Source organism: Xanthomonas sp. WCS2018Noco2-27 (genome assembly GCF_031843525.1).
Classification (GTDB): domain Bacteria; phylum Pseudomonadota; class Gammaproteobacteria; order Xanthomonadales; family Xanthomonadaceae; genus Xanthomonas.
Genome location: NZ_JAVTIK010000006.1, coordinates 216,436 through 229,603, shown reverse-complemented (window position 1 = coordinate 229,603; position 13,168 = coordinate 216,436). Strand labels below are relative to the sequence as shown.

Below are 13,168 nucleotides of genomic sequence, written 5' to 3'. Positions count from 1 at the left end.
TCACGTGCCGCCTACAAAGCGCAGCATCCCGGCGAGCCGCCGTGCAGCGCCGGCCTGCCAGACAATCCAGACAATCCAGACAATCCAGGCAATCCAGGCAATCCAGGCAATCCAGGCAATCCAGACAATCCAGACAATCCAGACAGCGACCCCTGCATCGATCGCTCCACCGCCAGGCAAGCGCCTGCCATGGCCACCGCAACAGCCCCCGGCGCGCAACGCCTTATCACCGTCAGTCAGCTGCGACATGCGGGGGCGGTAGAATGCGCCCATGCCCGGATCATTCTTCAATTCCCTCAAGCCGCTCGCCGGCCAGGCCCTGCAGGCCGCGCTCAATCGCGCACTGGCGCTGGACCCGGATACCCGCGATGCCCTGTTGCCGCTGGAAGGCCAGCGCATCGCGCTGACCCTGGACGCGCCCGCATTGGCGCTGCTGATCCGCGTGCACGAGCGCCGGTTGCTGGTCGGCCCGGTCGATCAGACACACGAGCCGGATCTGGCGGTGCGCAGCAGCCTGGCCGGTTTGCTGGGGCAGCTGCCGTTTCTGGCCAACGCGCGCCGCAGCGGTGCACCGGCGGGGCGGCTCAAGGTCTCCGGCGATGCGGAACTGGCGCGTCAGCTGCAGCAACTGGCCGGCCGCTTCGACCCGGATTGGCAGTTGCCGTTCGTGGCGGTGTTCGGCGAGATCCTGGGCGTGCAGATCGCCGGCGCGGTGCGTGCAGCGTTGCAGCAGGCGCGTCGCAGCGCCTCGGATCTGGCGCATAGCGCGGCCGAATTCGTCACCGAAGAATCGCGCGATGTGGTGCCGCGTGCCGAGCTCGAGGCCTTCCACGATGATGTGGACGAGCTGCGCGACGACGTGGAGCGGATGGCCGCGCGCGTGAGCCGCCTGCGTGCCGCCGGAGGCGCGGCATGAAGGCGATTTTGCGGGCCAGCCGCATCGGCCGAGTGATCTTGCGCTACCGCCTGGACGACCTGCTGCAAGGCACCGCCGCCGAGCGCTGGCTGCGGTTAGCCAAGCCGTTCGTTCCGCGTGCCAGCGCCGAAATCGCCGCGCAATCGCGCGGTGCACGGCTGCGATTGGCATTGCAGGAACTCGGCCCGATCTTCGTCAAGTTCGGGCAGATCCTGTCGACCCGCCGCGACCTGATCCCCGCCGATGTGGCCGAAGAACTCACCTTGCTGCAGGACCGTGTCAAGCCGTTCGATGGGCAGGCCGCGCGCCTGATCGTGGAAGGTGCGCTCGGCCTGCCGGTCAGCGTGGCATTCGCATCCTTCGACACCGTGCCGCTGGCATCGGCTTCGATCGCCCAGGTGCATGCGGCCACCTTGCCGCCCGATGCCAATGGCGTGCGCCGCGAAGTGGTGGTCAAGGTGTTGCGCCCGGACATCGAGCGTCAGATCGACGCCGATATCGCGCTGCTGCATTCGCTGGCCACGCTGGTCGAACGCACCCATCCGCGCGCCGACAAGATCCGTCCGCGCGAAGTGGTGGCCGAGATCGAAGGCACCTTGTCGGCCGAACTCGATCTGCAGCGCGAAGGCGCCAATGCCAGCGTGCTGCGCCGGTTCTGGGAAGGCTCGGACGATCTGTACGTGCCGGAAGTGATCTGGTCGCACACCGCCGAGCGCGCGCTCACGCTGGAGCGCGTGTACGGCATTCCGTCCGACGATATCGCCAAGCTCGATGCTGCCGGCATCGACCGCAAGGCGCTGGCGGCCAAGGGCGTGCGCGTGTTCTACACGCAGGTGTTCCGCGACAACTTCTTCCATGCCGATGCGCACGCCGGCAACATCTGGGTCGATTCGGACCCGGAGCGCCGCCTCAATCCGCGTTTCATCGCGCTGGATTTCGGCATCATGGGCCAGCTCTCGCAGGAAGATCAGTACTACCTGGCCGAGAACTTCATGGCGATCTTCCACAAGGATTATCGCCGCATGGCCGAGCTGCACGTGGAGGCGGGCTGGATGCCGTCCAACGTGCGCATCGACGAGCTGGAAGCGGCCGCGCGCTCGGTCTGTGAGCCGTACTTCACCCGGCCGCTGTCGGAAATTTCGTTGGCGCAGGTGCTGATCAAGTTGTTCCGCGTGGCGCAGCGCTACGAGTTGACGCTGCAGCCGCAGTTGATCCTGCTGCAGAAGACGCTGCTCAACATCGAAGGCGTCGGCCGCCAGCTGGATCCCAAGCTGGATATCTGGGCGGTGGCGCGACCGGTGCTGGAGCGCATCCTGCGCGAGCGTTACAGCCCGCGGCGCATGCTGGGCGAGTTGAGCAAGCGGCTACCGGAAATCATGACCCACGCACCGGACATGCCGCGCCTGGTGCACAGCTGGTTGAAGCAGCAGGTGGAAGGCCGGCATCAGCTGGACATCCGTTCGAGCGAATTGCGCGCGCTGGACATCAGCCTGCGCAAGCTGCAGACCCGCGTGGTCACGGCCATCACCGGTAGCGGGCTGTTGGTGGTGGCGGCCGTGTTGTACGGCCTGCATCCGGATGGCTGGTACCTGGGCACGGTGCCGGTGTGGAGCTGGATCAGCGGCGGCGCCGGGTCGGTTGCGTTGCTGGTCGCCTGGTTGCGTCGTTAGGCAACTGGCTGCGCGACAATCCGCGCGTACACGCTACTGCACTGCCCGCGTGCAGCGCATCGCTGCACACCGCTGCGGTGATATGCAGCGCGATGTTGCCGGGCACACGCGAACGGGTGGCGGTTCGCGCCCTGGTGTGAGCCCGCACCGCCAATCCTGCACACCCGCGCGTCAGGGCGCGCGGTGGGCGTGCGCCACTTGGTCGAAGAACTGATAGATGCCGTCGTCGCTCATCTGGCGCGCGTTGGCCAGCTCGCCGGCACGCGTGGTGTAGAGCAGCGTGCCGGCCGGCGATACCACCACCGCAGCCGGGATGCCGTTCTGGATCGGGTCGCCGTAGCGCTGGCTGATGTCCAGGTTGTGGTCGAAGTTACCCACGTCCACCTTGACCACAACAAACGAGCGGTCGATCAGCGGCGCGTTCTTTGCGCTGTGCAGCGAGGTATCCAGCGCGCGGCAGTCGTGGCACCAGTTGGCGCCGAAAATCACCAGCGTGGGTTTGTGGGTTTTCTTGCCGGCGGCCAGCGCATCGCGCAGCTGGGTGCCGGCGTCGGCATGGTCGTCGTACGGCAGGGTCGAAGACTGCGCCAGCGGAGCGACCGCCAGTAGGCAAAGCAGGAGCCAGGTGCGCATGGGGGACGCTCCGTGAGGGGGAATCGGCATGCTGTGCCAGCGGCCTGATGCGGTCAACGGGCGCGTGGATAGCGCAGCGCAGTGGCATGCGGTGTCAGCGATGCGGATAATCCGCCGGTGAGCATATCCCCCAAGCATCTGCAGATTCTCTACCAGGACGATGTCCTGGCCGTCGTCGACAAACCCGCGGGCCTGATGGTCCACGACAGCAAGCTGGCGCGCGGCGAGGACGACTTTCTCGCCGATCGCCTGCGCGAGCAGCTGGGCAAACCGATCTTCCTGGTGCATCGGCTCGACCGCGCGACCAGCGGCTGCCTGCTGCTGGCGTTCGACCGCGACAGCGCCAGCGCGCTGGGCAAGGCCTTGATGGCCGGTGAGGTGGATAAAAATTATCTGACCGTGTGCCGCGGCTGGCCGGCCGAGGATCGGTTCATCGTCGATCACGACCTGGATGGCGGCCCCGGCAAACCGGTCAAGAAGCCGGCGGTGACGCACTTCCAGCGGCTGGCGACCGGCGAGCTGGAAATCCCGTCCACCGGCTTTGCCACGTCGCGCTATGCATTGCTGCGCTGCCAGCCGCAGACCGGGCGCTTTCGGCAGATTCGCCGGCACATGAAGCATCTGTCGCATCACATGATCGGCGACACCAGCCATGGCGATGGACGCCACAACCGCAGTTTCCGCATGCTCGGTATCCACCGCATGCTGTTGCACGCCGAACGCCTGGAATTTCCGCATCCGGCCGATGGCAGGCGTATCAGCATCACCGCGCCGCTGGATGTGGAATTTGCCAAGGCGTGTGCGTTGTTTGGGTGGGAGATTGCGGAGTTGGGAGTAGCGCAGACAGCGTGATGTGGCGTGCCTGGTTCAGAGATCGAGACGTCCACTCAGCCTGCTAGACATCTGCGCAAGCATCCCCTCACCCCAATCCCTCTCCCGCAGGCGGGAGAGGGGCTCAAGCGCGACGCGCGATATTCGCCTTCCCGCGTTGCCGCCCTCCCTGGTCGCCTTCCGAATTGCTTCCTTCCCTCGCCTGCGGGGGAAGGTGCCCGAAGGGCGGATGGGGGCAGGCTCGCCGCTGCGGGCTCAAGGCAGCAGCTCTTCCGGCGGCAGAAGCGCCAAGAGAGATCGAGAGGTCCACTCAGCCTGCTAGACATCTGCGCAAGAGTCCCCTCACCCCAACCCCTCTCCCGCAGGCGGGAGAGGGGCTCAAGCGCGACGCGCAATGTTCACCTTCCCGCGTTACCGCCCTCCCTGGTCGCCTTCCCCGCGTGGCTTCCTTCCCTGCGTTGCTTCCTTCCCTCGCTTGCGGGGGAAGGTGCCCAAAGGGCGGATGGGGGCACGCTCGCCACTGCGGGCTCAAGGCAACAGCTCTTCCGGCGGCAGAAGCGCCAAGAGAGATCGAGACGTCCACTGAGCCTGATCGAAACGTCCACTCAGCCTGCTAGACATCTGCGCAAGCATCCCCTCACCCAACCCTCTCCGGCAGGCGGGAGAGGGGCTCAACCGCGACGCGCAATGTTCGCCTTCCCGCGTTGCCGCCCTCCCTGGTCGCCTTCCGAATTGCTTCCTTCCCTCGCTTGCGGGGGAAGGTGCCCGAAGGGCGGATGGGGGCGCGCTCGCCGCTGCGGGCTCAAGGTAGCAGCTCTTCCGGCGGCAGAAGCGCCAAGACAGTCGTCTTCCGCCAGCTGAAGAAGGTGAAGCACTCCCGTCACCGGCAACGCACGCAACCCGCATCGGCAACCGTTGCAGGAATCGCGCACCGACGAATTCCCACTCTCCATTCCCGGCTGCCGTCCCTTCAGGGTTTCTTGGCCGCAGCAGGCTCATTGACGATCTTCTCCAGATCCTTCTGCAGATCGGCAAACAGCGGCAGCATCTTTTGCTGGATGGCGCCCATCAGGTTCTGGGTCAGCGCCGGGGTCTTGTCCAGCAGGCTCTGGCCGGCCGAGCTCTCGTAGAACTCGGCCATCGCCAGCACGTCCTCGCGCGAGAACGAGCGCTTGTAGATGTCCACGTACATCGGGCGCAGCTCCGACCACGACAGCGCCTTGCGCACGGTCTGGCGGGTGCGTTCCTGGATGCGTTGCAGCTGCGCCTGCTGATCGGCGTCGAACTGGCGCTGCGCGGTGAGCTGGGCGAATTGCTGCTGCTGCATCGCTTCGATCTGCGGCAGCATGGTGTCGAGCATGGTCTGCGCGCGCGAGGCGGCCAGCAGACGGTTGACGTCGGCATCGGTGGGTGCCTGCGCCAGCGCAGCCGGGGCGGCCACCGCCAGCAGGGCGAGCAACAGCAGGCGGCGGGCAAGCGCGCCTGCGGTGGCGAACGAATGAGGTGTCATCGGAGCATCCTGCGATCGGGGAACCGGCCGCAGGATACGGGAAGCTGGCGTTCGCGCGCGCGTCCACGCCGCTGCCGATACAATCGCGGGCTAATGGCCAGCGACCCGATCCAGATCACCCCTAGCCTGACGATTCCGCCCAGCGAACTCGTCGAACGCTTCGTGCGCGCCAGCGGCGCGGGCGGGCAGAACGTCAACAAGGTGTCCACCGCGGTGGAACTGCGTTTCGACGTGGCAGGGTCGCCCTCGCTGCCCGAGCCGCTGCGCGAGCGGCTGTTGTCGCGTCGCGACCGCCGCATGACCGCCGAGGGCGTGCTGGTGATCGACGCGCAGCGTTTTCGCACCCAGGACCGTAACCGCGACGATGCGCGCGAGCGGCTGGCCGAGATCATCAGTGCATGCCTGTCGGTGCCCAAGCGCCGGGTCGCCACCAAACCGAGTCACGGTGCCAAGCTGCGGCGGCTGGATGCCAAGCGTGAGCGCAGCCATATCAAGCGTGGACGCTCTGCGTCCCACTGGGAGTAAGCGTGAGTCACACCGACCCGTCGTTGCCGCCGGTCGCACAGGCCAACATCCTGCTGCAGTCAACCCCGCCCAGAATGCCGCGTGCGCACGGTCGCTTCGGCCGCTGGCTGGGCCGTACCGCCTTGCGCCTCACCGGCTGGCGGCTGCTCGGGCGGCTGCCCGACGAGCCCAAGTTGGTGATGATCGTGGCGCCGCACTCGTCCAACTGGGATGGCTTTGTGGGCTTTGCGGCCAAGTTCGCGCTCGGCTTCGACGTGCGGGTGCTGGGCAAGGCGCAGCTGTTCTGGTGGCCGCTGGGGCCGCTGCTGCGCAAGTTGGGCGCCATCCCGCTGGACCGCAGCTCGCCGCAGGGCACCATCGGCCAGGCGGTGCGGTTGATCCGCAACTCCGAACAGATGTGGTACGTGATCACCCCCGAAGGCACGCGCAAGCGTGTGGAGCAGTGGAAGGCCGGTTTCTGGAAGATCGCGTCCGATGCCAAGGTGCCGATCCTGCCGGTGTATTTCGACTACCCCAGCAAGACCGTGGGCATCGGCGAACCGTTCTGGACCGGCACCGACATGGCCGCCGACATCGCCGCCATCCGCACCTGGTACCGGCCGTGGCGCGGTAAGCATCGCGATACGTTGTAGGTTGCGACCGCGTGCCTTGAACACGCATGTGAGCCTAACGATGCGCTGCACTGTTTAGGCATGCCGTGGCTCGCATCGGTGGATCGGACTTAGGCGTCATGGAGAGGAGTGCCCGCATGACCGCGACACAGGAGCAGCTGTTCGCCTTCGCGCTCTACGAGATTCGGTGCCTGCTGGCTGGGCACCTCGGAAGCCAGAACGAGTCGCCTCTTTCCATCCGTGCCGCTGCGCATCTGGCGTACGCGATGCACAACGAGGCCGAGACAGTGCTGCGCGGCGGCGTATTCGATCCTGACAGCGTTGTCGTCAGACTCGGGGTGGTGGATAAGATGCTCGGAACAGACTTCCAGCGTCGTCTTGCCGAAGCAACGCGCGATGATGCCTGACACCATCACGCCGGATGTTGTCGACGCTTGGCTGATGCGGGCAGCAGTAGATCAGTGCCCGGCATGGTGACCCACTGGCGCGGACGTAGCCGAGGTCGTGCATCGCGTGCGGCGAACCTGCGGTCTTCGCCGCTTGCCCGACACCACCGGGTCACTCAATCAACTTGCAGTGAGAAAACACCATGATCGCTTCGTCCGCTCGCGCGCTATGCCTCTCACTACTGCTCTGTGCCGGCCCGGCGCTGGCCGCCACGCCGATGCTGGTGATCCATGGGGGTGCGGGCGTGGAAAAATCCAGTCTTTCGCCCGACGAACAAGCGCAGGCACGTGAGGCGATGCAACGCGCGCTGCGTGCCGGCCATGCGGTGTTGACGCGCGGCGGCAGCGCGGTGGATGCGGTGGCCGCCACCATCACCGTGCTGGAGGACGCGCCGCAGTTCAACGCCGGGCGCGGTGCGGTGTTCACTCACGACGGCAAGAACGAGCTGGATGCGGCGATCATGGACGGCGCCAGCGGCGAGGCCGGCGCGATTGCCGGCGTGCACACGGTCAAGAACCCGATTCTGCTGGCGCGTAGCGTCATGGACCACTCCAAGCACGTGATGCTGGTCGGCGACGGTGCCGAGCAGTTTGCGCGCGAGCAGGGCATCACCTTGGTCGAGCCTAGCTATTTCCGTACCGACAAGCGTTGGCAACAACTGCAAAAAGCGCGCAAGGCCGAAAGCGGCGACCGTCAGGCCCAGGCCGCGCTCGACCTGGAAACCGCCAATCACTTCGGCACCGTCGGTGCGCTCGCGCTGGATCGCGACGGCCACTTGGCTGCCGGCACGTCCACCGGCGGCATGACCAACAAGCGCTACGGCCGCGTCGGCGATGCGCCCATCATCGGCGCCGGCACCTATGCCAATGCGCAATGCGCGGTGTCCGGCACCGGCTGGGGCGAGTTCTACATCCGTGCGGTGGCGGCCTACGACATCTGTGCGCGCATGAAATACGCCGGGCAGTCGCTGCAACAGGCGGCCGACGCGGTCATCGATCAGCAGATTCCCAAGGCCGGCGGCGATGGCGGTGCCATCGCGCTGGATGCGCAAGGCAACATAGCCTTCCCGTTCAATACCGAAGGCATGTACCGCGGCTGGATCGGCGCCGACGGCAGCCCGCATGTGGCGATCTTCAAGGACGAGGCGCTCTGACGGATGGGGTCGGCCGGGTCCCGGACCCGCCAACCGTTTCGACTGAGTGTTGTCTCGCGATCGAACCCAGGAAAGCCGCAAAACCCCATGCTGCACCGTGTCGCTTACACCGGCCAAGCGTGCCGAGCCTGCGGCTGCGCGCTTGCCTGCACCATCCCCAAACCGCTGCATCCACCCAATCCAACGGCACATGCCAGCATCGCGCAAACCCGCTAGCGTGACCGGCTGCCGTACCCACTCAGGAATCACACGCCATGTCGCGTACCGTCGTTCTGGCCGCCGCCATCACCCTGGCATTGGCCGCATGTTCTGGAAAAGAGCCATCCGGTAAGGAGTCCACCACCGTGCCCGAAAAGACCACCACCCCGGCCGCCGACGCTGCGCCGAACCCGTTGTTGAGAGCCAGCACCCTGCCGTTCCAGGCGCCGCCGTTCGACAAGATCAAGGACAGCGATTACCTGCCCGCGTTTGAAGAAGGCATGCGCCTGCATCTGGCCGACGTGCGCAAGATCGCCGACAACACCGAAGCGCCCACCTTCGACAACACCATCGAAGCGATGGAGCGCAGCGGCGAAACGCTCACACGCGTGTCGCGCATCTTCTTCGGGCTGGTGCAGGCCGATACCAGCGACGCACGCCAGAAAATCCAGGAAGAGATCGCGCCCAAGCTGGCCGCGCACAAGGACGAGATCAACCTCGACCCGAAGCTGTTCGCACGCGTCAAAACCCTGTACGACCAGCGCGACACGCTGAACCTGGAGCCGGAACAAAAGCGTCTGGTCGAGCATGATTACGAAGACCTGGTGCGCGCCGGCGCGCAGCTTTCCGATGCCGACAAGGACAGCTTGCGCAAGCTCAACGTGGAAGAAACCACGCTGTCTACCCAGTTCCATACGCGTCTGGTTGCAGCCTCCGCTGCCGGTGCGGTGGTGGTCGATGACAAGGCCAAACTCGACGGTCTGAGCGAAGGCGATATTGCCGCCGCCGCCGATGCTGCCAAGGCACGCAAGTTCGATGGCAAGTATCTTCTGACCTTGCAGAACACGACCCAGCAGCCGGTACTGGCGTCGTTGAAAGATCGCGCGCTGCGCGCCGAGGTATTGAAGGCTTCCGAAACCCGTGCAGAAAAGGGCGATGCCAACGACACCCGCCAGACCATCCAGCGTCTGGCGCAGCTGCGTGCGCAAAAAGCCAAGTTGCTCGGCTTCGACAATTACGCCGCTTATAGCCTGGGCAACCAGATGGCAAAGACTCCGGAAGCGGCGCTGAAGCTGCTGACCGACACCGTGCCGGCGGCCACTGCCAAGGCGCGCCGCGAAGTGGGCGAGATGCAGAAGGTCATCGACGCGCAGCGTGCTGATGCAAAGACCGGCGATTTCAAGCTTGCCGCCTCCGATTGGGACTTTTACGCCGAGCAGGTGCGCAAGGCCAAGTACGATCTGGACGAGTCGCAGATCAAGCCGTATTTCGAACTGGATAACGTGCTGCAGAACGGCGTTTTCTATGCGGCCACCCAGCTCTACGGCATCACCTTCAAGCAGCGCACCGACATCCCGACCTACCACGCCGACATGAAGGTGTACGAAGTCTTCGATGCCGACGGCACCTCCATGGCGCTGTTCTACACCGACTACTTCAAGCGCGACAGCAAGTCCGGTGGCGCGTGGATGGACGTGTTCGTCGAACAGGACGGCCTGACCGGCACCAAGCCGGTGGTCTACAACGTCTGCAACTTCACCAAGCCCGCTGCCGGCCAGCCGGCGTTGCTGAGCTTCGACGACGTCACCACGCTGTTCCATGAGTTCGGCCACGCGCTGCATGGCATGTTCTCCAAGGTGAAGTATCCCTCGATCGCCGGCACCAGCACCTCGCGCGATTTTGTGGAATTCCCCTCGCAGTTCAACGAGCACTGGGCGTCCGATCCGAAGGTCTTCGCCAACTACGCCAAGCATTATCAAACAGGCGCGGTGATGCCGGCCGAACTGGTGGAAAAGATCAAGAAGGCCAAGACCTTCAACAGCGGCTACGCCACCACCGAATATCTGTCGGCAGCGCTGCTGGATCTGGCCTGGCACACCCAGCCGGCGGATGCGCCGTTGCAGGACGTGAGCAAGTTCGAAGCCGATGCGCTCAAGCGCTTCAAGGTGGACCTGGCCGAAGTGCCGCCGCGCTACCGCAGCAGCTATTTCGACCACATCTGGGGCGGCGGTTATTCGGCCGGCTACTACGCCTATTTCTGGTCGGAAGTGCTCGACGACGACGCTTTCGAATGGTTCAAGGAAAACGGCGGATTGAACCGCAAGAACGGCGATATTTTCCGCGCCAAGATTCTCTCGCGTGGTAACACCGTGGATCTTGCTACGCTGTACCGCGACTTCCGCGGCAAGGATCCCAGCGTCAAGGCACTGCTGGAAAATCGCGGTTTGACCGAGTGATCGGCAATCCTTAATCGGTGAACGAAACGGGATGGCGGTGCCATCCTGTTTCGTTTTCAAGGCCGCCGATTCCGTTCCTGCCGGATGTCATGCAGGCATCGCCCAGATACTTGGCGACCGCCAACGCGCAGTAGCGCAGCTGTGGCGCTCTGCTCATTCAGGGCCGATGCCGGACGTCGAGGCATCCGTCCTGTGTCCGGTTACACGTTCTGCAGGATCACTACACCATGCGACGTTCACTTATTCTGGCTGCTGCGGTCACCTTTGCGCTGGCCGCATGTTCGGAAAAGAATTCCCCGCGCACCACACCTGCCGCCGCAGGTGCCGCGACACCGGCCACCACATCTGCGGATCTGGCGTCCAATCCGCTGCTTGTGCCCAGCACGCTGCCATTTCAGGCGCCGCCATTCGACAAGATTCGCGACAGCGATTATCTGCCGGCCTTTGAAGAAGGCATTCGCCAGGTCCGGCACGAGTTGCACGGCATTACCGAAAACCCGGAGCCACCCACCTTTGAGAACACGGTTGAGGCGCTGGAACGCAGCGGCGCAACACTCGCATATGTCTCCAACATCTTCTTAGGCATTTCAACTGCCGATACCAACGCTGCGCGGCAGAAAATCGATGAAGACATCGGCCCCAAGCTGGCCACCCTCGGCGATGAGATCGCACTGGATGCGAAGCTGTTTGCACGCTTCAAGATCCTTTACGATCGGCGCGATACGCTCGCACTGACGCCGGAACAGCTGCGCCTGCTCGAGCACGGCTATGACAGCTTCATCAAGGCCGGAGCGCAGCTTTCCGATGCAGACAAAGCCACCTTGCGCAAGCTCAACTTGGAAGAGACCAACCTCACCACCCAGTACCACAATAAATTGACGGCCGCAGCTTTGGCCGCTGCGGTGGTGGTGGACGACAAGACAAGGCTCGACGGCATGAGCGAGGGCGATATCGCCGCCGCCGCTGCTGCTGCCAAGGCGCGCAAACTTGAGGGCAAATATCTTCTGAGTCTGCAAAACACCACGCAGCAGCCGGTGCTGGCCTCGCTGAAGGATCGCGCATTGCGTGCGCAGATACTGCAGGCCTCGGAAAAACGCGCCGAGCAGGGCGATGCCAATGATACGCGTGACACCATCAAGCGCTTGTTGCAGGTACGTGCGCAGCGCGCCAGCCTGCTTGGGTACGACAGCTATGCGGCCTACAGCCTGCGCAACGAGATGGCCAGAACGCCGCAGGTGGCACTGAAATTGCTGACCGACACGGTGCCTGCCGCCACGGCCAAGGCACGCCGGGAAACGGCACAGATCCAGGCGCTGATCGATGCGCAGCATGGCGGCTTTACGTTGGCTGCGTCGGATTGGGATTTTTACGCCGAGCAGGTGCGCAAGGCCAAATACGATCTGGACGTATCGCAGATCAAGCCGTATTTCGCCTTGGATACCGTGCTCAATGATGGCGTCTTCTATGCGGCCACACAGCTGTACGGGATCACCTTCAAGCAGCGCACCGATATCCCGACCTATCACCCAGACGTAAAGGTCTACGAAGTCTTCGATGTAGACGGCACCTCGTTGGCGCTGTTTTACACGGACTATTTCCAGCGGGAGAGCAAGTCCGGTGGTTCGTGGGCAGGCTCCTTGGTCCAGCGCAATGGACTCACTGGCGCCAAGTCGGTGATCTATAACGTGTGCAACTTCAGCAAGCCGGCCGATGGGCAGGCTGCGTTGCTAAGCATGGAAGAAGTCACCACGATGTTTCACGAGTTCGGCCATGCGCTGCATTACATGTTGTCGACAGTGAAGTATTCCTCGTTGGATAGCGCCGCTACGCCGCGAGATTTTTCTGAATTCCCCTCGCAGTTCAATGAGCACTGGGCGACCGACCCATCTGTTTTCGCGCACTACGCAAAGCACTACAAGACCGGCGAGGCGATGCCGGAGGCGCTGGTGAAGAAGCTGAAGAATGCAAAGACCTTCAACAGCGGATATCTAATGACCGAGTCACTCTCGGCGCAGATTGTGGACCTGGCCTTGCATGGCCAACCAGCGACCGCAGAGATGCAGGATGTGAGTGCCATGCAGGCCGACACGCTGAAGCGTTACAAGGTTGACCTGCCTGAGGTTCCGCCACGCTATGGCGCCAGTTATTTCGACCATATCTGGAGCCGTGGTTATGCGGCGAGTTACTACGCGTACTTCTGGTCGGAGGTCATCGACGATGACGCGTTCGAGTGGATCAGCGAGAACGGCGGTTTGACGCGGAAAAATGGGGATCTCTTCCGCGCCAAGATTCTCGCGCCTGGTAATTCGGTGGATGTGAGTCAGCTGTATCGCGATTTTCGTGGCAAGGATCCAAGCGTCAAGGCACTGCTAAAAAACCGCGGGTTGGCGGAGTGATCGGCAATCCTTAATCTGTGAACGAAACGGGATGGCGGTGC

General features: G+C 64.0%; 12 protein-coding genes. 9 read left to right on the top strand and 3 right to left on the bottom strand.

Going from position 1 to position 13,168, the window contains the following annotated elements; all coding sequences use genetic code 11:
* On the bottom strand, positions 1-273 hold the full coding sequence (locus RQH86_RS12715) for a hypothetical protein (RefSeq protein WP_311239461.1): 273 nt from the start codon (positions 271-273) through the stop codon (positions 1-3).
* Here RQH86_RS12715 and RQH86_RS12710 point away from each other — a divergent pair.
* Together RQH86_RS12710 and ubiB are read left to right on the top strand one after the other, a co-directional pair.
* Entirely contained in the window at positions 272-916 is a 645-nt protein-coding gene (locus tag RQH86_RS12710; RefSeq protein WP_311239460.1) for an SCP2 sterol-binding domain-containing protein, read from the top strand. The genes RQH86_RS12715 and RQH86_RS12710 overlap by 2 nt on opposite strands.
* Positions 913-2,586: a ubiquinone biosynthesis regulatory protein kinase UbiB gene (gene ubiB / locus RQH86_RS12705; RefSeq protein ID WP_115514994.1), complete on the top strand. Its 1,674-nt coding sequence runs from the start codon at positions 913-915 to the stop codon at positions 2,584-2,586. The genes RQH86_RS12710 and ubiB overlap by 4 nt, the downstream gene beginning before the upstream one ends.
* A gap of 171 nt (positions 2,587-2,757) precedes the next feature.
* Here the strand turns inward: ubiB and RQH86_RS12700 are convergent, their stop codons facing one another.
* On the bottom strand, positions 2,758-3,219 hold the full coding sequence (locus RQH86_RS12700) for a thioredoxin family protein (protein ID WP_055853679.1): 462 nt from the start codon (positions 3,217-3,219) through the stop codon (positions 2,758-2,760).
* Positions 3,220-3,300: 81 nt separating this feature from the next.
* Here RQH86_RS12700 and RQH86_RS12695 point away from each other — a divergent pair, with 81 nt between their 5' ends.
* Entirely contained in the window at positions 3,301-4,071 is a 771-nt protein-coding gene (locus RQH86_RS12695) for a pseudouridine synthase (RefSeq protein WP_115526742.1), read from the top strand.
* A 949-nt stretch (positions 4,072-5,020) separates the two neighbouring features.
* Here the strand turns inward: RQH86_RS12695 and RQH86_RS12690 are convergent.
* A complete protein-coding gene (locus tag RQH86_RS12690; RefSeq protein ID WP_311239465.1) occupies positions 5,021-5,596 on the bottom strand; it encodes a DUF2059 domain-containing protein in 576 nt (191 codons plus the stop codon).
* A 57-nt stretch (positions 5,597-5,653) separates the two neighbouring features.
* Here RQH86_RS12690 and arfB point away from each other — a divergent pair, with 57 nt between their 5' ends.
* The 6 genes from arfB (at position 5,654) to RQH86_RS12660 (ending at position 13,127) form a co-directional block, all read left to right on the top strand.
* Positions 5,654-6,085 (top strand): alternative ribosome rescue aminoacyl-tRNA hydrolase ArfB, encoded by a 432-nt coding sequence (gene arfB / locus RQH86_RS12685; RefSeq protein WP_019301089.1) that lies wholly within the window; start codon positions 5,654-5,656, stop codon positions 6,083-6,085.
* 2 nt (positions 6,086-6,087) lie between these two features.
* On the top strand, positions 6,088-6,717 hold the full coding sequence (locus RQH86_RS12680) for a lysophosphatidylcholine acyltransferase (RefSeq protein WP_311239459.1): 630 nt from the start codon (positions 6,088-6,090) through the stop codon (positions 6,715-6,717).
* Between the two features lie 116 nt (positions 6,718-6,833).
* The gene (locus RQH86_RS12675) at positions 6,834-7,103 is read left to right on the top strand and encodes a hypothetical protein (RefSeq protein ID WP_115561431.1); all 270 of its coding nucleotides are present in this window, start codon (positions 6,834-6,836) and stop codon (positions 7,101-7,103) included.
* A 182-nt stretch (positions 7,104-7,285) separates the two neighbouring features.
* Positions 7,286-8,296: an isoaspartyl peptidase/L-asparaginase gene (locus RQH86_RS12670; protein WP_311239458.1), complete on the top strand. Its 1,011-nt coding sequence runs from the start codon at positions 7,286-7,288 to the stop codon at positions 8,294-8,296.
* 254 nt (positions 8,297-8,550) lie between these two features.
* Positions 8,551-10,731 (top strand): peptidyl-dipeptidase Dcp, encoded by a 2,181-nt coding sequence (gene dcp / locus RQH86_RS12665; RefSeq protein ID WP_311239457.1) that lies wholly within the window; start codon positions 8,551-8,553, stop codon positions 10,729-10,731.
* 227 nt (positions 10,732-10,958) lie between these two features.
* Positions 10,959-13,127 (top strand): M3 family metallopeptidase, encoded by a 2,169-nt coding sequence (locus RQH86_RS12660; protein WP_311239456.1) that lies wholly within the window; start codon positions 10,959-10,961, stop codon positions 13,125-13,127.
* Positions 13,128-13,168 lie beyond the last annotated feature (41 nt).